The sequence below is a fragment of the Pseudomonas sp. LBUM1645 genome, from assembly GCF_059716185.1.
In genome coordinates, this window is record NZ_CP166811.1 from 483,216 (window position 1) to 502,495 (window position 19,280).

Below are 19,280 nucleotides of genomic sequence, written 5' to 3' on the forward strand. Positions count from 1 at the left end.
CTGACCTTTCGCCAAACATGAAAACGGCCCGCTTCCTTTTGGAGGCGGGCCGTTTTTTTTGGACCATGCAAATCTCGAATCCCTATCTATCCCCTGTGGGAGCGAGCTTGCTCGCGATAGCGGTAGATCATTCAATAATTATGTCGACTGATCCGACGCCATCGCGAGCAAGCTCGCTCCCACAGTGGTTAGTGGTGGTTTTGAAGGAGATGTCTGTAGCCAAACACGCTGATTGTTGAAGGGGAAATCTCTAAAAAAGTAGGGCAAATCTGATTTCCCTGTCCCTCCATCAATGCCCCTTGTCGCTCATGCAGAATCGCCCGCCTTCATTCTGCAGAGACACATCGGATGTTCGCTCCTGCCAATCAACCGCGTTTCACGTTGACGATCGACGGCGTCCAGAATGAACTCAAGGTACTTGAGTTCTCGGGCACGGAAGCCATCAGCCAGCCCTACCGTTTTGACCTGGAACTGGTCAGCGAACGGCCGGATATCGAACTCGAAAGCCTGCTGCACCGTCAGGCCTTTCTGAGTTTCGATGCTCAGGGTTCCGGCATTCATGGTCAGATTTTTCGGGTCGGCCAAAGCGATTCCGGACAACGCCTGACGGGCTACCAAATCAGCCTCGTGCCGCGTCTGGCCTACCTCGGTCAGCGCATCAATCAGCGGATCTTCCAGCACAAAAACGTGCCGGCGATCATCACGCAGGTCCTTAAGGATCACGGCATCCAGCGCGATGCCTTCGAGTTCCGGCTAGGCAGTGACTACCCAGAGCGCGAGTACTGCGTGCAATACGCTGAAAGCGATCTGGCGTTCATCCAGAGGCTGTGTGCCGAGATCGGCATTCACTACCACTTTCAGCACAGCATCGACGGGCACCTGTTGGTGTTTGGTGATGACCAGACGGTGTTCCCTCGTCTGCCCGAGCCGACGCTATACCTTCCGGGCAGCGGAATGGCGGCGGATGCGCCGGCCATCAAGCGTTTCAACGTGCGACTGGAAACCCGGACGACAGCGGTAACCCGTCGCGACTACGACTTCAAAAAACCTCGCCTGCAACTTGAAAGCCGCCTCGACAGCGAGCTGCGACCGGTGCTTGAGGACTATCACTTTCCTGGCCAATTCACCGACCGCGAACACGGCAAGCATCTGGCCCAACGAGCACTCGAACGCCACAACGCCGACTTCCGCCAGGCCGAAGGTCGTGGCGACGAATCGGCGTTGGTCAGCGGGCATTTCCTGCACTTGGCCGAGCATCCGCGTCAGGCATGGAATGACCTGTGGTTGATCACCGAAATCGAACACCGTGGCCGCCAGCCGCAAGTGCTGGAAGAGTCAGTCACCAGCGACGGCCCGGATGATTTCCAGGGCTATCGCAATACCTTTCTGGCAACACCGTGGGACGTTTCGTTTCGCCCTCCACTCGGGCCGGAAAAACCACGCATGCTCGGCTATCAACCCGCGGTGGTCACTGGCCCGACTGACAGCGAAATCCATTGCGACGAGTTCGGTCGGGTCAAGGTTCAGCTGGCTTGGGACCGTGACGGTCAGCTCGATGAACACTCCAGTTGCTGGCTGCGCGTCGCCACCGGCTGGGCGCACGACCGTTATGGCAGCGTGATGATCCCGCGAGTCGGCATGGAAGTGCTGGTGGGATTCGTCGACGCCGATGCCGATAAACCGCTGGTGATGGGTTGCCTGCCAAACGCCGCAACCCCGGTGCCGCTCGATCTGCCTGCCGACAAAACCCGCAGCATTTTCCGCAGCCAGAGCAGTCCCGGTGGCGGCGGTTACAACGAATTGCGCATCGAGGATCGCAAAGGTGCCGAGGAAATCTACCTGCGCGCCCAGCGAAACTGGACCCAGCACGTACTGAATGATCAACAGGTGCAGGTCGATAACGCCCGCAGCATTGTCGTCACCGGCATTGCTCGCCATGAGCTGAAGGCCGACGAACAACGCATCACCCATGGCCAGCGCCAGACCGAAGTGAAGCTGGATGATCACTTGGTGGTGGTTGGTGATCGACACATTCGCGTGACCAGTCAGGCGCTGAATGCCAGTCAGCAATTCCATGTCAGCGCCGGCCAGCAAGTGGTGATCGACGGCGGGGCCAGCGCGACGATTCAGGCGGGCGGGCAGTGGATCAATATTGGTCCCGGTGGGATTTTCAGCAGCGTGCCGATTCAGGTCGGTGGTGCGTTGATGCCGGCCATGGCAGCCGCGCCGTCCTTGCCGGATACGCCGTTGCAACTTGTCGCCGCCCCGGCAGCGCTGCTGAGTGCCGCACAGATTCTGAGCCTGAAAAGCGACGCGCCGTTCTGTGAGGAATGTGAGCGCTGCAAGGAGGGTGTCTGTGCAGCCTGATGCCTTGTCACCCCGCGACTGGTTGGATCGCCAACCGCTCAAACCTTCCGAGCAATTGTTCGCGGTTTTCAGCAGCGCGAGCAGCGCTGAACCGTTCAAAGCCTGGCAGCGTTCGATCGCCGCTCAAGCACCCAGTCCGATCTGGGCCGACACCGCTTACGCCGAGTGGGAACCGGTAATGCCCTATGTCGGAATCGTCGCTGCTGGCAGTGAGTTTCTGGAGTGGGTTGCCACAACCGAGTCTCGTGATTGGGGTTGGCTGGCAGTTTCTTCTGCCCCTCAGGAGGTGTTGGTTGAGCATCTTCGCAGCCTCACCCAAGTCCTTTTGCCCAATGGTAATGCGGTGTTCTTTCGCTTTTGGGATGGGCGTTATTTGTTGCCGATTCTTCAGTCCACCGACGATAACGCCACGCAGTTAATGCCTGTGATTGACCGCGTTTTGATCAATGGCCAGCCGCTCGCCATCGGTGGCAGTGCGTTGAAAATCTCCAGGGTTTTTCCGTGGTGGGAAGTTTCCGAATCGCTGCTTAAACACCTCGCCAACGAGTCCGCAACAACTCGCATTAACAACTTGCTGATGTGGTTGAGCGAGGACCGACCTGATCTTTATGAGGCGTTTTCGGCGGGCGTATTGCGGCACAAGGTCGCGATCTTTCTGGAGGCGTCGGATCTGCCTCAAGCACCGAAATCAGCCTTGGTGGATTACTTGATAACGGAGCTGGACTGATGGATCAGATTGTACGGATCGAGCAGGAGCTCGACGGTTTCAAGGACACACTGGTTTTGTATCGCCAACAGCTTGGCCAATTCTTGAGCCGGAATGCGGACAAGGTCAGCCGGACGATGGACATGCCTTCGCTGTTGGACATGGAGCGGCTGATAAAGCTTGGCGATACGACGACAGCGGTGAGTAGTCGCGACGATGTTTTTTTCTCGGGTTTGGCGCGGTGTCCTGCGAACGGAATTCTGGAGATCGAGAGTAAGTTCGAATCGGTTTATGACATTCCATTGGGGAATATTTCGGTCGATGTGATTGCCAGCGATGGCGGAGAGAGCAAGTCGGTCGAGCTCAATGAGAACGGTAAAGGACAGTTCAAGGGCACCCCCGGCAAGTTCTATCGTGTTCATGTCCAGAGTGAAGTCACTCCAGAGCAAATTGATGATCTCTTCTCGTCCTATGACGGCCTGACCCTAGAACTGGAAAGTTGGCTACGCAAAGAGTGGGAAGGTTTTAAGCCGCAGTGGTCGCAGCAATCTGCGTCAGCGTCATTAGCGGCTGTAGGCAATGGAATGCTCGCAGGAGGTTGGGCAGCCATTCAGGGGGTTTGGGATGGCATCGGTGAACTCACCGACATCCTGAAGAACCCCAACGCTTTTGCCGAGAAGCTTGGCGAAAGTGCTGGGCAACTTGCCGGTCTGGCAGTAGCCGCCCCCGACCTGATGGAAAAAGCCATGTTGCTGGCCAGCGACGAGGCGGCGCTCTGTTTGCTGATGCGCACCGCAGTGCTATGGCTTGAAGCATTGCCACCTTCGCAACTCGCCGGGTCCTCGGCGGAAGCCATTTCCAAGGTCGTGGTTGGATTGATCATCGACTTGTTGATTGGCTTGGTGCTGAGCGTGGTTGGAGTCGGCATTGCTTGGCTGACAGTGCGCCTGGCCAAGTACGGCGCGCAGATTTTTCAGGCCGCAATGGGCTTCGTGAAGTCGATGGTCACGATCATCAACAACTTCATAGAGTACGTCGATCGCTACAAAAAAGTCGCCGCGCGGGGCATCGCGTCGGGGTTGAAAAAGGGTCGGATGCAACTGCGCTGGGACGCCCGACGCAACGCTTCGCTAAAGAAAGACGAACATCACGACGACGCGTCGAATCAAGCGAAAAACCCCAACGGCGACAGCGCCGATTCCGTTGATAAAACCGCCACCAACAAATGCCCGGTGTCGATGGTCACGGGCGAAGAACTGCTGACCCTGACCGACGGTGCGCTGGACGGCATCTTGCCGTTCGATTTCACCCGGCTCTATCGCACCAGCGCCGCCGAGATCGATTGCGGCCTCGGTTTCGGCTGGAGTCACAGCCTCGCGCATCGACTGGAAATCGACGGCGAGACCGTCATCTGGATCGACCACGAAAACCGTCGGACCACTTTCCCGCTGCCAAACAGTGAACGCCCGGCGATCCACAACAGCCTGTCGCGGGCGGCGATTTATCTCGGAGATCAACCAGAAGAACTGATCCTCGCCCAGGCCGGTGACGACACGCGCTTCTATCACTTTCAAAACGGCCGACTGACAACGATCAGCGACGCTTACGACAACCGCCTGCGCATCACCCGCGATCGACAAGACCGCATCAAACGCCTCGACAACGGTGCCGGTCGCGCATTGTTGCTGCGCTATGACCGCAGCCATTTGGTCGCCGTGGAGTATCAGCGCTTTCATCCGGCCGACACCCTCGACGAGGCCTGGCACACCGAACAGACGCTGGTCACGTATCACTACGACGAACGCGATCAACTGATCGAAGCCACCAACGCCGTCGGCGAAAGCGAGCGCTACGACTACGACGATCAGCACGTCATCCTGCAGCGGCAACTGACTGGTGGGGCGAGTTTCTTCTGGGACTGGGAAAGGTCCGGCAAGGCTGCCCGATGTGTCCGCCATTGGGCGTCGTTTTCGCAGATGGACACGCGTTATGTCTGGGATGACGAGGGCAGTGTCACCGTCCAGAACATCGATGGCAGTGAAGAGGTTTACGTCCACGACGACCGCGCACGGCTGGTGCGCAAGGTCGAGCTGGACGGCGGCGAGCACCTCAAGGCTTACGACGACAACGGTCTGCTGATTGCCGAGCAGGATTCGCTCGGCGCCGTCACCGAATACCGTTACGACGAAGTCGGACGATTGGTTGCGCTGATTCCGCCGGAAGACGAGCCGACGGCCTACGAGTACCGCAACGGTTTCCTGCACGCACGGTTTCGCGGCAAAGCCGTCTGGAAATATCAGCGCAACGCCCAGGGTGACATCACGGAAGCGACCGATCCTGACGGTCATGTCACCCACTATCACTACGACGAAAAAGGTCAGCTGCTGTCGATCCGATACCCGGACAACAGTCGGCATGTGTTCGTCTGGAATGGCTTGGGGCAGTTGGTTGAGGAAACGCTACCGGATGGTGGTGTGCGACGGTTTTCCTACGATGCGTTGGGGCGGCAGATTACCCGGCAGGACGAACACGGCGCCGTCACGAAGTACCAATGGGATGGCGTTGGCCGACTGATCCAGACCACGCTTCCCACAGGCGCCAGCCGCGCGTTCAGCTACAACGCCTACGGCAAGATCACCGCCGAACGCGATGAACTGGGCCGCGTCACCCGCTACGAATACGTCGACGACCTGCATCTGGTCAGCCGCCGGATCAATCCCGACGGCACCCAGTTGAAGTACCGCTACGACAACGCCCAGCTGTTACTCACGGAAATCGAAAACGAATCCGGCGAAAAATATCTCCTGGACTACACGCTCAATGGCTTGATCCGACAGGAAACTGGATTCGACGGCCAACGCACGGCGTACGCCTACGACCTCAACGGCCATCTGCTGGAGAAAACCGAGTTCGGCGAGGATGGCTCGCAGTTGGTGACGGCTTATCAGCGGGATTCGGTGGGGCGTCTACTGGTCAAAACCCTGCCCGACGGCATCAAGGTTGAATACCGCTACGACAGCCTCGGACGACTGGTCAGCGTCGATGACGGTCACGACCATCCGCTGGAATTCGAGTACGACCAGCAGGATCGTCTGATCAGCGAGCACCAAGGCTGGGGCACGTTACGTTATGGCTACGACGCCTGCGGCCAACTGAGTCGCCTGCGCCTGCCGGACGGCTGCAAACTCGACTACCACCACGCCAAGGGCGGTGGGCTGACGGCCATCGACCTCAACGGCGCGCGACTCACCACTCACCAATTCGCCTTCGGCCGCGAACAGCAACGCCAGCAGGGGCAACTGCTCAGCGAATATGCCTACGACGATCAGGGCCGATTGAAGGCCCACGCTGTCAGTCAACAGCACCAAACGCTGTATCGCCGCGACTATGCCTACAGCGCCAGCGGCAATCTCGACAGCATCGCCGACACCCGTCACGGCCAACGCAATTACCAATACGACCCGCTCAACCGCCTGACCCGCGTACGCCACACCCGCGACGACCCACCGGAAAGCTTCGCCCACGACCCGGCGGGCAACCTGCTGATGCAGGACCGCCCCGGCGGCGCAACCGTCAAAGGCAATCGCCTGCTCATGCAAGGCGACCGCCACTACGACTACGACGCCTTCGGCAACCTCATCCGCGAACGCCGCGGCACCGCGCAAAAACTCGTCACCGAATACCGCTACGACTGCCAGCACCGCTTGGTCGGCGTCACGACCCCGGACGGCCGCAGCGCCAACTACCGCTACGACGCCTTCGGCCGCCGCATCGCCAAAACCGTCGACGGCCACACCACCGAGTTCTTCTGGCAAGGCGATAACCTCATCGCCGAAAGCAGCCGCGAACATTACCGCAGCTACGTCTACGAACCCGGCAGCTTCCGCCCGCTGGCCATGCTCGACGGCAAAGGGCCGCGCAAAGCCTGCCCGTTCTACTACCAACTCGATCACCTGGGCACGCCGCAAGAACTCACGGATTACAGCGGCGAAATCGTCTGGTCGGCGAAGTACAACGCCTACGGCAAAGTCACTCGCCTCGCGTTTGGTGGGGGCGAGCAGCTCGAGCAACCGTTGCGGTTTCAAGGGCAGTACTTCGACGCTGAGAGTGGTCTGCATTACAACCGGTATCGGTACTATGATCCGGAGGTTGGACGGTACCTGACGCCGGATCCGATCAAGTTAGCGGGCGGGCTGAACCAGTACCAGTACACGCCGAATCCGACGGGGTGGGTTGATCCGTTGGGGTTGAGCGGGAATTGCCCGCCGCCGAATAAGCCTGGGTGTGGGGCGCCGGATGATACGACTGGCGTTAAGGTTGATGAGGGTGAGCCGGCGCTGCCGAAGCTGACGGGGGATCAGCGTAGGGCGCGGATTGATGAATTGGCGGAGGCGGTTGTTCATAGGCGATTGAAAGAAATGGAAGATTCAATTGATGAGGCCCACTTTCTACAGAAACATGGGGCTCAAACCACTCTGCAGTCCCAGCTTCAGCGAGTGCAAGAAGGCAGGAACCCTGGGACCGGCGAAATAGATAGGTACGAGAGAGGAAGGCGAAGGGGCGAGCCCGTAATACCCTCTGCGGCGACACACTTTCTCAGCCATCGCGATCAGATGAATGCGATACAGCGCGCACAGTTGATTTTTAAACAGAGTGGTTTGAATGCTTCCAAGCGTCCAATTGAAATGGGTAAAAAAGTAGGAGAGGGATTTAAGAGAGACGGCTTGCAGTACGGTGAACAAACCAGAGCAATAGTTTACTTGAATTCAGCGGGTCAGCCCATAACAGCTTTTACGGATTTTGACTAATGAAAAATTCTTACGATATCTGGGATATACGTAGTTTGCTTTTCGTTTTTGATATAGAAAATACACGTGACTTGAAAAGGGAAGAAATAATAGTTTCGAAGGACGTGAATGATGAGAATGAGCTCGCTGAGCTATTTGATCTCTTGCTGCGTCCGGAGTTTTTTTTCTATAGCCAAAAAGAGCGGCAATTACTTATTGATACTTTGGAGTATTTTTTAGGTTGTGGCGACAATTTCGATGGAGTTTTTTCAAAAATTGACACTTATTTTGATGAGGATGTTAAGGATCAGAGAGGGTTTATGATAGTTCTTCTTAACTGTTTGCAGCGTTATAAATCTGAGGGCGATGATAAATAATAGTGTAGATGAACTTGTCCGTTTTTGAAAAGGTAGTGAGGCCAGCGAATGACTAAGAGATATGAAGCCGTAGTGCTGGCAGTAGGTCCAGTGGTTGAAGAGGAGGTCTTGTTGCTCGTTAAGGGCTTGGAAGTTAAATGCTTCGCAAGCTACTGCCCATCAAAAATTGAAGTGGGAGAAACCTATGAAGTGGAATTCGATTTGGTGCTTGCCGATACTGATGTAGTTGCTGCGGCAGAGGAGCCAATCACTACACTGATAGAAATGAAAGATGACGGATTTTCATGCGCGCTTTATGGGTATTTGGATGGGAGTGTGTTTCGATCTTTTGTGGATTTTTCGGATCAGGACATTCACTACGACTATCCTCATCTGAACGGGCGATTCGTAAAAGTTAAGGTAGATCGAATAGACGTTTCTTTCTGACGGAAGTTACGGGGCTTACGGACATAGAATAAATAAATCTGTTCCCTTTCACTTAATGTGCTGCTGGGCCGTTTGAAGTGATATCAGTCGAAAAATGATGGAGCATGAATTGTGCCTGAAGTTATTGAGGGAAGATGGTCGTTTGATGATTTCAAGCGCTGGACTTGTAGAGAGACAGACGCGGAGTTGTTTGACGATGATTACGCGGAGGATCCTGATGCTGTTGATATGAATATTTTAGGAGAGTGTGGAGATGCAGGGATTTTAGAGTTGATTTCGAATCCGGACTGTAGAGCTCGATCATACTTTGCTGATCTGTTAGCTCTCAGTCTATGCAATGTGTTTCGGTCTGGCAGGGACCTTCCGTTTCATTTTTCTCGATTTCTTGGGATTAAGTCTCTGGAAGACTATATGTCGGAAGTTGAAGAAGTGGCGGTGCGTGTTTACGAAACATGTTTGGTGATCGATAGTATGAAAAATATCGCCGATCCTGCTATTCAATCTCTATACAAGCAAATTATGGATTTTAGGCATGATGAAACTAGCTGCGTGCTTGAGTTTTATTGGAGCTGTCGGAGAAAAACAGATCTCAGTTTGTTTGAGACTGATGCGGATAGTTAAGCAGTGCGAGTTAGGTCTATTGCTCAACGTCGGAAATTCGTTCCGATTTTGTACTTGATTAGATGGATTCAGCTTTTTAGAGGTTGGTTATTTTGTTGAAGGTTGTTGAAAAAGAAAGCACTGCATCATTGCGTGAGCGAATGGATAGCGCCGGATGCGTGTTCAAGTTTGTGGTTCTTTCACCGGAATCTGAGATTGAAGCTGGTGAAAGCATGCATCGACAGGCGTTGATAGCGCTTCATGAGATGCTGATGACAGAGGCGATGGAGTGGCACGAAAATCTCATCAAAGATCCAAAATATGAGGATTATCCGGAGCCGCTGATTAGTTGGGATTTGGAAAATGCCATAGCTACTCCACTCAGTCGGGATGAGGTGCGGCATCTGACTTCCACTGATAAAGACGATATTTTTGAGCGATTAGCGCTATACGCCTGCTTTGTAAATCCTCCGTATCGTGCTCGGTTTAAAGGGGGGGAGACAGAGGCACAGTCGGTTTTTCTCAAATGGTGCGAACTCCTTGGGTTAAGCGAAATAGATGATGTCTCAGTGGTGAATTGGGTCGAACGGCTCAATACAGGTCTGCATGGTTATGACGACACCATTGAACGTGTCGAGTCATGGAGCAATTATTTTGATGCAGGCTTGGAGTGGTGGGGAGTGTGGTGTCTTACGATCTGGAATCCCAAGCGTCGAACTATTAGCGCGTTGATTGCTAGCACCACAGACTGATTCAGCTGTTTAGAAGTCTCGCAACAATCGCGAAATTTCTGGGCAAGGTCATCGGAAGTTTCCTTCAACGCGTATCGGTTTCCATGAACTGGTGTGAAATGTTATCCATCGATAGTCTCTGGTGGTCGCTGAAAATTCAGTGGCAGGGTGTAGGAACCCTTCAAGACTAGAGAGGACGCTTTGGCGTCGACACCTGAATTGCGGCCATCAACATGCGTCCGTAAGATCAGTTGCGGCGGCCGTGTGCGGGCACGCTTCGGTGTGGTCGAGTTCTCTGGTCTCGATATTCCTACCCCGCGCATAGCTGCCACCCAAGCCTGTAGGAAGGCCGATGGTAGCGACCATTTACTACCAGAGGTTTCAAAAATGAAAAGTATTCACCCCGATCCACCCTACGAAAAACCAACCCCCCATCCCCAAAGCCGCTTCATGGCACTCACCAGCAATTGCGACGACATGCCCACCCTGTTCGTCGACGCCCAAGCGCCGCTGGATGTCTTGTATGACGCTGCCAACTACCGAATTCGCGCCGTCACCCAAGTGATGGAGAACCTGTCCATGCGCGGTTCGATCGAGTGTCAGTCCTTCATTCTTAGTGATTTTGCTTTGCTCTGTGCCATCCCATTGCGGGATGGGTGTGATGTGCTGGATGTGTTAGGGCGACGATTGAAGGCTCGGCCTTAGGAGTAACGCCGGACGCTTTCCCTGATGCGATTCAGTCAAACAACTTTGGCTGAGTCGCACGAGTTGTAGCAGCTGGCGAAGCCTGCGTCCGGCTGCGCAGCAGTCGTAAAATCAGCACTCGCGATTTTTCAGACACACCGTGCAAGCAGGGTTTACGACTGCTGCGCAGCCGGACGCAGGCTTCGCCAGCTGCTACAGGTTGTGTGGCAGCTTGCCCGCTCGGCTGTGAGGTCCTGACGTTCGCCGCCGTACAAGGTAAACTTCCCGCCCTTCGCAGGAGCAGCCATGAATTATCGTCACGCCTTCCATGCCGGCAATCACGCCGATGTGTTCAAACACCTGACTTTGACCCGCATCATCGCTTTGATGTCGCGCAAGGAGCAGCCGTTTGCCTATCTCGACACTCACGCCGGCATTGGTCTGTATGACCTGCAGGGTGATCAGGCGAGCCGTACCGGTGAGTACCTGGAAGGTATTGCGCGTTTGTGGGATCAGCCGGATCTGCCGGCGTTGACCGCTGATTACATGAAGGTGCTGCACGACATGAACCCGGATGGCCAGTTGCGCTATTACCCGGGGTCGCCGGAGTTGGCGCGGCGTCTGACGCGGCCGCAGGATCGGGTGATGCTCAATGAGAAGCACCCGGAAGACGGTGTGTTGCTCAAAGACAATATGGCGGGCGACCGTCGGGTGAAGGTGCATCTGGGCGAAGGCTGGCACGTGCCGCGTGCGATGTTGCCGGTGCAGGAGAAGCGGGCGGTGATGTTGATTGATCCGCCGTTCGAGCAGCTGGATGAGATGCAGCGCTGTGCGGCGTCGCTGAAAGAGGCGATTGGCCGGATGCGGCAGACCGTGGCAGCGATCTGGTACCCGGTGAAGGACCAGCGCATGTTGCGTCGTTTTTATCAGGACCTGGCGGGTACGGGCGCGCCGAAATTGTTGCGGGTGGAGTTGCTGGTGCATCCGCTGGATACGCCGAACAGTCTGAATGGCTCGGGGCTGGCGATTGCGAATCCGCCGTGGGGTCTGGAAGAGGAGTTGCGTGAGTTGCTGCCGTGGTTGTCCAAGAAGCTTGGGCAGACCCAGGGTGGGTGGCAGATGGATTGGTTGATTGCCGAATAGGGTCAATCGACGAGCAAGATCAAAAGATCGCAGCCTCGTTTCACTCGACAGCTCCTACAGGGGGAATGCATTTCTCTGTAGGAGCTGTCGAGTGAAACGAGGCTGCGATCTTTTGCTTTTTGGGGTTTAGATCGGGCAAGTCACGCCTGTACCGCCAATCCCGCAATACCCTTCAGGGTTTTTGGCCAGGTACTGCTGGTGATAAGCCTCGGCAAAGAAGAACGTCGGGGCTTCGTCGATTTCAGTGGTGATCGTGCCTTTGCCAGCCTTGGTCAACTCGGCCTGGAACACTTGCTCGCTGTGCTTGGCGGCTGCCAACTGAGTCGGGTTGGTGGCGTAGATTACCGAGCGGTACTGCGTGCCGAGGTCATTACCCTGGCGCATGCCCTGAGTCGGGTTGTGCAGTTCCCAGAACATCTTCAGCAGCTCTTCGTAGCTGACTTTTGCCGGCTCGTAGACCACCAATACCACTTCACTGTGGCCGGTCAGGCCCGAGCAGACTTCTTCATATGTCGGGTTCGGCGTAAAGCCGCCGGCGTAACCCACCGCCGTACTGACCACGCCTTCGCGCTGCCAGAACTTGCGCTCTGCGCCCCAGAAGCAGCCGAGGCCGAAGATCGCGAAATCCACGTCCATCGCGAACGGGCCCAGCAGAGGGGCGTCGTGGACGAAGTGTTTTTCCGGCACGGTCATTGGGGTTTCACGGCCAGGCAGAGCTTGTTCTTTAGTCGGGAGCACGTTTTTGTTCACCAGAATTTCCGAGCGCAAGACCATCATCAGTCCCCTCAGTCAGGTTGAATGTAAATTGTCAGACACGCAGTTTGCCCGAGTGTTACGCCGCTGTCAGGCGATCGGGCCACGCGGATAGCGCTTGAGCTTTTCGATCAGCTCTACGCCGGGGATCGGACGGTCGAACAGGTAACCCTGGCCGACGTCGCAGCGGTGACGGCGCAGGAACGCCAACTGCTCGGCGGTTTCGATGCCTTCAGCCACGACCTTGAGTTTCAGGTTGTGGGCCATGGCGATCACCGCGGAGGTGATTTCCATGTCGTCCTGGTTGTCGGGGATTTCGTGGATGAAGCTTCGATCAATCTTAATGATGTCGATCGGGAATTTTTTCAAGTAACTGAGCGACGAGTAACCGGTGCCGAAGTCATCCATGGCCAGGGTCAGGCCCAGACGCTTGAGCTGATCGAGCTGCAAGTGGGTGTCTTCGGTGGCCTCCAGCAGCAGGCCTTCGGTGAGTTCGAGTTCCAGCAGGTTTGCCGGCAGCGCTTCTTCTTTGAGGATGTTGGCGATGGACGACACCAGATCCGGATCGGAGAACTGCTTGGGCGACAGGTTGATTGCCACCTGAAGATTACCCAGGCCAGCGGCGGTCAGGTCTTTGCTCATGCGGCAGGCCTGGCGGGCGATCCATTTGCCGATGGGTATGATCAAGCCGGTTTCTTCGGCGACGCTGATGAACTGGTCCGGGCGGATCATGCCTTTTTCCGGATGGTTCCAGCGCAGCAAGGCTTCCATCCCGAGCAGGCGACCGCTGCGCAGGCAGAGCTTGGGCTGGTAGAACACGTCCAGCTCGTTCTGGGTCAGGGCGCGGCGCAGGTTGTTTTCGACGAACAGTTTGTAACTGGCTTCGGCGTTCAGCGCTTCGGTGAACACTTGGACCTGATGTTTACCGTTGGCCTTGGCCTTGTGCAGCGCGAGGCCTGCGTTGCGCATCAGGGTTTGCGGGTCGCGGCCGTGCAGTGGCGCGCAGGCCAGGCCCACGGAGCCGGTGACGCTGATCAGTTGGTTGTCGACGAACATTGGCTTGTCGAGGGTCGCCAGTAATTGATTGGCAATCTGTTGACCCGCACGCAGGTCGGTGTCGTCCAGCAGCACGGCGAATTCGTTACTGGCAAACCGCGCCAGGCTGCCACTCGGGCTCAAGCTGTTGCGCAGGCGTCGGGCCAGGCTGATCAACAGTTTGTCGCCGGTCTGGTGGCCGAGGCTGTCGTTGATCCGCTTGAAGTTGTCGATGTCCACCAGCAACAAGCTGATTGGGGTATCGCTGTCTCGGGCGAAACGTTCATCGAGGTTGCGGATGAAGGCCGGGCGGTTGCCGAGGTTGGTCAGGTTGTCGGTGTAAGCCAGTCGTTCGATGCGCTGCTGAGCGAGCTTGGTCTGGGTGATGTCTTCGTAGATGCCGATGTAATGCGTCAGCTCGCGGTTGTCGCCGTAGACCTTGGAAATCGACAGCTGGCCCCAGTAGGGTTCGAGGTTTTTGCGGCGGCTTTTGAACTCACCCTGCCAGCTGTTGCTCTTGGCCAGCGCCGAGTGCGCGTCGAATAACAGTTCGCTGAGATTTTCCAGTGCCGGCAGTTCCGACAGCCGCTGGCCGTGGACTTCTTCGGTGGTGTACTGGGTGATCGCCGTGAAGCTCGGGTTGACGTATTCCACCACGCCATCGCAATTGACCAGCAAAAAGGCGTTGGCGCTTTGCTCTACCGCACGCTGGAACAGGTGCAGGGCGCTGGTGGCGGTGCGGCGGTTGTGGTTGTTGATGACTTGGGCAAACTGATCCGCCAACTCACCGGCGAAAGCAATTTCGTCCGATTGCCAGGCGCGGGTCGTACCGGTCTGCTCCAGGCAGAGTACGCCGACCACTTGGCCATCGACGCGGATGCTGGCGTCGAGCATCGCATTCACATCGCGCGAGCGCAGGTGTTCGGCCATTTCCCGGGTGCGCGGGTCGCGCATGGCGTTGTGGGCGTCGATGGCGCGGCCGGTGTGCAATGCGTCCAGGTAATCAGGGAAGAGGCTGACGTCGATCGGCTCTGGTAGCAGGTATTCCTGGCTGGCGCGGTGATAGGCCGAAATCGGTACGAGCTGTGAACCTTCGAGGTTCCACAGGCTGGCGCAGTCGATTTCGTAAATGTCACAGGCACTGCGAGTGATCAGTTCGGCGGCTTCTTTCAGGGAGTTGTTGCTGCTGTAGCGCTGGCGGGTCAGCAGCAGGATCAAGTCTTGCTGGGCGCGCACCCGGTCCAGGTGCAGGAGCTGTTCCTGCTGGGCGCGCTGATTGAGTTCCAGAGCGATTTGCAGGCGAGAGTTCTGGGTTTCGAGGTCCAGGGCCGGCAGCAGTTGCTCGCCCTCGAACAGGCCGTCGACCACCAGCAGGTAGCCGCGCAGCAGGTGTCGATTGTGTTGTTTGTAGGCTTCGCCCAGTTCCAGCAGGTTCAAGGAGCCGGCGGCGGTGTGCAGGGTGTAGCGGATCAGGTAATGCGGGCTTTCGGTGAGTTGCTGCTGAACCGCGTCATGCAGCTGATAGCGCGCTTCGGGCTCCATCAGGCTGGCGTAGGGTGAGCCGACCAGAGCACAGAGTTCCACAGCCGGTAGGCCGAATTGTCGTTCGCAATTGGGATCGAGAAACAGCAGCGCCCAACTCGCTTCATTCAGCCGTTCGAAACGAAGCATGCCGAGCCGCGAGGGCACAGGCAACTGCGTCACTACCTCGGCCACCATACGGCTGGCGGCATCGGGTTGGCTCTTCATATGGAGGGAAACTCGCTTCGAATAGGCTGATCGCGCCGGGCTCTCGCCCTCTTTACTGTTACCTGCGGCAAGGTTGCATCATTGCGACACTGACTGACAAGAGACATGAAGGCCAAGTGCTATAAGAATATGTCGGCCAGCGCGAAGATTTCTCCAGCGCAGGGCCGAAAGTAATATTTTTAGCCGAAAAGATCGCAGCCTTCGGCAGCTCCTACGTTGGGATGGTGTACACCCTGTAGGAGCTGCCGAAGGCTGCGATCTTTTTGGGATCACCGAAGTGCTATGCCGACCGACTGCAAAAGGTTGCCGTCCCGGTCGTGATAGTTGACCTGAACCTTCTCCTGATCAACGACCAGATGGGCAAAGTTGTCCTGGCTGACCACCTGGCTGGTCAGTTCATGCTGATAGTCGCCGACGGCTGTTCGCGCCAACGGTTGATCGAGGATGAAAGTGGATTCCTTGGCGTACGGCAGCAGTTTGCTGTTGCACAAGGGTGAGGAGACGATGGTGTGCACCTCGAAGTCCGGGTCCTCGCTGTGGGTCAGACGACTGGTCAAAGAGCCGTGGACATCGCCGGAAACGAAGAAGACATTCTTGATGCGGTGTGTTCGGATTGTCTCCAGCAGCCGCAGACGCTGTTCGGGAAAGGCCTTCCACGCGTCGTCGCCATGGGCTTTGCGGTCGGGGTAGAACATCACGCTGGTGACCACGAATTTGACCCTGGCCGGGCTGTGAATCAACCATTTGCACAAGACCTGTTCCTGCTCTTCGTCGAGGATGCGTCGATCATTGACCGACAGGTTGCGTCGGGTTCGACTGTCAGTGACAAACCATTCGATATCGCCTTCGGCGAATTGATACCAATACTGTTCCAGTTTTCTATTTACTTGCCCGCTGGCAAGAAGTTCATGCGCCGGGCTATGACTGGCTTGATACAACTCATACGCCGCGATGGAATTTTTGTATAAGTAGGCGTCGGCCTTACTTTCGTTGGCGGGCCAGTTGTCTTCAATTTCGTGATCATCGAGGATCATGTAAGTCGGCACGCCGGACATTAACTTTGCAATATTGGGTTGGGAAAAAGCTGCACGGTACTTACTGAGTATTTCCTTGTATTCCCGGTCGGGAGCAACGACGTTCAGGTCATCGACATAGATTTGATCGCCGGTCATCAGCATGGCGCTGATGGGCGGTTCGGCCTGCTGCGCCAGATTCGTGATCGAGGCGAAAATCCGGTCCCCAAGATGTGGCGCAGACGGGATGCCAGCAGTCATGCGCAGGTAACGGCATGAACCGACGATATAGGCCCGTGGAATCGTGACTTTGCTGGACTGCGTGCGAAACCGGTAGATATCCCGCGGCCATTGCAGCGGCAGTTCCTGAACCGTTTCCACGGTGTGCACCGGGCTCATGGGGCTGAACCAGCCTGCCTGGTATTCGTACTCGGTATCGGTGGCAAGGTCATTGAGTGCAATCACATCGGACATATCATGCAAAATCGTCAGCTTTGCAAATACACCTTGGGACCAGCGTTCTTCGCCAGGTCGGCGATAACGAACGCCCGCAAATACAGGTGCATTATTTTGAAGTTTGCCGCGCAAGAAGATACGTGCATGATTAGTTGTGGTGTGGCCAATAATAGGGCCGACAGTCGGTTTGAACATGTTCGAATCCATTCGAAGTAATGCTAACTAAGCAAAATAAGTTGATAAGAGTTGTGGTGGCAACTAGTTGAACTAAGCTTAGTTATTGGCTCGCAAAAAATATCGAGAAGAAGTGGACTGGAGTTGTGGGCGACGTAAGCCGCGAATGTAGGAAAGGGGCGTTGGGTGACTTTCTTCCAGGCAAAAAAAGCCCCGCCAAACTGGCGGGGTTGAGGTACGAGCGTGGCGCTCGGAAAACGTGGAACGCGACGGGCCCTCCGGTGAAGGAGGGCCGATCGGTGTTACAGCAGGATGGTGCGGATGTCCGCCAGCAGGTCGCTCAGACGCTTGGTGAAGCGTGCAGCAGCGGCGCCGTTGATCACACGGTGATCGTAGGACAGCGACAGTGGCAGCATCAGTTTCGGCTGGAAGGCTTTGCCGTCCCAGACTGGCTGAATGGTTGCCTTGGAAACACCGAGGATCGCCACTTCCGGCGCGTTGACGATCGGCGTGAAGCCGGTGCCGCCAATGTGGCCGAGGCTGGAAATGGTGAAGCAGGCGCCTTGCATGTCGTCAGCGGTGAGCTTTTTGTCGCGGGCTTTGGCGGCCAGCACGGCGGCTTCGGCTGCCAATTGCAACAGGCTCTTCTGGTCGACGTTCTTGATGACCGGTACCAGCAGGCCTTCAGGGGTGTCGACGGCGAAGCCGATGTTCACGTACTTCTTGCGGATGATCGCCTTGCCACTTGGTGCCAGCGAACTGTTGAAGTCCGGCAGTTCCTTGAGCAGGTGCGCGCAGGATTTGAGCAGCAGCGGCAGGATGGTCAGCTTGACGCCAGCCTTCTCTGCAACGGCTTTCTGAGCGATACGGAACGCTTCCAGGTCGGTGATATCAGCCGAATCGAACTGAGTCACGTGTGGAATGTTCAACCAGCTGCGGTGCAGGCTCGACGCGCCGATTTGCATCAGGCGGGTCATCGGCACTTCTTCGGTTTCACCGAAGCGGCTGAAGTCCACGACCGGAATCGGCGGGATGCCCGCGCCGCCGGTTGCGCCTGCAGCAGCGGCCGGTGCTTCCTTGGCCTTCTGCATCATGGCTTTGACGTAAACCTGCACGTCTTCTTTCAGCACACGACCGTGCGGGCCGCTTGGGCTGACCGCGCTCAGCTCAACGCCGAACTCGCGAGCCAGTTGGCGCACCGCAGGACCTGCGTGAACCTTGGCGCCCGGCTTGGCCGGTGCAGCAGCAGGTGCGGCCGGTGCCGGAGCAGCAGGCGCAGCGGCGGCTGGAGCTGGAGCACTCGGAGCGCTAGGAGCAGCAGCGGCCGGAGCCGGGGCAGCAGCAGGCGCAGCGCCTTTGACTTTCAGCTTCAGGATCAGATCGCCGGTACCGACTTCGTCATCCAGCTTGATGGAAACGCTTTCCACCACGCCAGCGGCAGGCGATGGAATTTCCATGCTCGCCTTGTCGGATTCCAGGGTGATCAGCGACTGATCAGCTTCAACGGTGTCGCCGGCCTTGACCAGGACTTCGATGATCTTGGCCTTGCCTGCCGAACCGATGTCCGGGACATGAATGTCCTGAACACTGTCAGCAACCGGTGCAGCCGGGGCCGCAGCGGCTGGCGCTGGAGCAGCGGCAGCAGGTGCCGCCGCCTGAGCTGGCGCGGCCGCAGCCGGTGCCGCAGCACCTGCCACTTCCAGATCCAGAATCAGGTCGCCAGTACCGACTTCATCGTTGAGCTTGACGCTGATGGCCTTGACCACGCCAGCGGCGGGCGAAGGGATTTCCATGCTGGCCTTATCGGATTCCAGGGTGATCAGCGACTGATCAGCCTCGACGGTGTCGCCGACCTTGACCTGGATCTCGATGATCTGTGCCTTGCCCGACGAACCGATGTCCGGCACGTGCACTTGCTGAACCGAAGCGGCAGCAGGCGCGGCAGCTGGCGCTGGAGCAGCGGCGGCAGGTGCAGCGGCCGGTTTCGCTTCAGCTTTTGCAGCCGGCGCAGCGGCAGGAGCAGGGGCCGCAGCTGCTGCACCTTCGACTTCCAGCTCCAGCAGTTCGTCGCCTTCTTTCAGGCGATCGCCCAGTTTCACTTTGATGCTTTTGACGATGCCGGCCTTGGGAGCAGGGATTTCCATGCTCGCCTTGTCCGACTCAAGCGTCAGGATGCTCTGGTCGGCTTCCACACGGTCGCCGACTTTCACAAATAGTTCGATTACTTCACCTTCACCGCTGCCGATGTCAGGTACGCGAATGAGTTCGCTCACAGAGTG

13 protein-coding genes are annotated in these 19,280 nt (G+C 56.9%); 9 read left to right on the forward strand and 4 right to left on the reverse strand.

Going from position 1 to position 19,280, the window contains the following annotated elements:
• Window positions 1-348 precede the first annotated feature (348 nt).
• The 9 genes from ACA079_RS02145 to ACA079_RS02185 all read left to right on the forward strand — a co-directional run bounded on the left by ACA079_RS02145 (window position 349) and on the right by ACA079_RS02185 (window position 11,821).
• Window positions 349-2,367 (forward strand): type VI secretion system Vgr family protein, encoded by a 2,019-nt coding sequence (locus ACA079_RS02145; protein ID WP_497702416.1) that lies wholly within the window; start codon window positions 349-351, stop codon window positions 2,365-2,367.
• Entirely contained in the window at window positions 2,357-3,094 is a 738-nt protein-coding gene (locus tag ACA079_RS02150; protein ID WP_497702417.1) for a DUF4123 domain-containing protein, read from the forward strand. The genes ACA079_RS02145 and ACA079_RS02150 overlap by 11 nt, the downstream gene beginning before the upstream one ends.
• Window positions 3,094-7,881 (forward strand): RHS repeat-associated core domain-containing protein, encoded by a 4,788-nt coding sequence (locus ACA079_RS02155; protein ID WP_497702418.1) that lies wholly within the window; start codon window positions 3,094-3,096, stop codon window positions 7,879-7,881. Before ACA079_RS02150 ends, ACA079_RS02155 begins: the two co-directional genes overlap by 1 nt.
• A complete protein-coding gene (locus ACA079_RS02160) occupies window positions 7,881-8,237 on the forward strand; it encodes a hypothetical protein (protein ID WP_497702419.1) in 357 nt (118 codons plus the stop codon). Before ACA079_RS02155 ends, ACA079_RS02160 begins: the two co-directional genes overlap by 1 nt.
• 48 nt (window positions 8,238-8,285) lie before the next feature.
• The gene (locus ACA079_RS02165; protein ID WP_497702420.1) at window positions 8,286-8,663 is read left to right on the forward strand and encodes a UCP019853 family protein; all 378 of its coding nucleotides are present in this window, start codon (window positions 8,286-8,288) and stop codon (window positions 8,661-8,663) included.
• A gap of 111 nt (window positions 8,664-8,774) precedes the next feature.
• Complete coding sequence (locus ACA079_RS02170; RefSeq protein ID WP_497702421.1) at window positions 8,775-9,284, forward strand: hypothetical protein; 510 nt, start codon at window positions 8,775-8,777, stop codon at window positions 9,282-9,284.
• A gap of 92 nt (window positions 9,285-9,376) precedes the next feature.
• A complete protein-coding gene (locus ACA079_RS02175) occupies window positions 9,377-10,015 on the forward strand; it encodes a hypothetical protein (protein WP_462003696.1) in 639 nt (212 codons plus the stop codon).
• Between the two features lie 366 nt (window positions 10,016-10,381).
• Complete coding sequence (locus tag ACA079_RS02180) at window positions 10,382-10,699, forward strand: hypothetical protein (protein ID WP_497702422.1); 318 nt, start codon at window positions 10,382-10,384, stop codon at window positions 10,697-10,699.
• A 285-nt stretch (window positions 10,700-10,984) separates the two neighbouring features.
• The gene (locus ACA079_RS02185; RefSeq protein ID WP_033055449.1) at window positions 10,985-11,821 is read left to right on the forward strand and encodes a 23S rRNA (adenine(2030)-N(6))-methyltransferase RlmJ; all 837 of its coding nucleotides are present in this window, start codon (window positions 10,985-10,987) and stop codon (window positions 11,819-11,821) included.
• A gap of 126 nt (window positions 11,822-11,947) precedes the next feature.
• On the opposite strand, the gene msrA is transcribed toward ACA079_RS02185, so the two are convergent.
• The 4 genes from msrA to aceF form a co-directional block, all read right to left on the reverse strand.
• Window positions 11,948-12,595 carry a peptide-methionine (S)-S-oxide reductase MsrA gene (msrA, locus tag ACA079_RS02190; protein ID WP_497704270.1) on the reverse strand — a complete coding sequence of 216 codons (648 nt, stop codon included), beginning with the start codon at window positions 12,593-12,595 and terminating at the stop codon, window positions 11,948-11,950.
• A 69-nt stretch (window positions 12,596-12,664) separates the two neighbouring features.
• The gene (locus ACA079_RS02195) at window positions 12,665-15,358 is read right to left on the reverse strand and encodes a putative bifunctional diguanylate cyclase/phosphodiesterase (RefSeq protein ID WP_497702423.1); all 2,694 of its coding nucleotides are present in this window, start codon (window positions 15,356-15,358) and stop codon (window positions 12,665-12,667) included.
• Between the two features lie 269 nt (window positions 15,359-15,627).
• The gene (locus ACA079_RS02200; protein ID WP_497702424.1) at window positions 15,628-17,022 is read right to left on the reverse strand and encodes an alkaline phosphatase D family protein; all 1,395 of its coding nucleotides are present in this window, start codon (window positions 17,020-17,022) and stop codon (window positions 15,628-15,630) included.
• Window positions 17,023-17,303: 281 nt separating this feature from the next.
• Window positions 17,304-19,274: a dihydrolipoyllysine-residue acetyltransferase gene (gene aceF / locus ACA079_RS02205; RefSeq protein WP_497702425.1), complete on the reverse strand. Its 1,971-nt coding sequence runs from the start codon at window positions 19,272-19,274 to the stop codon at window positions 17,304-17,306.
• Between the last annotated feature and the right edge of the window lie 6 nt (window positions 19,275-19,280).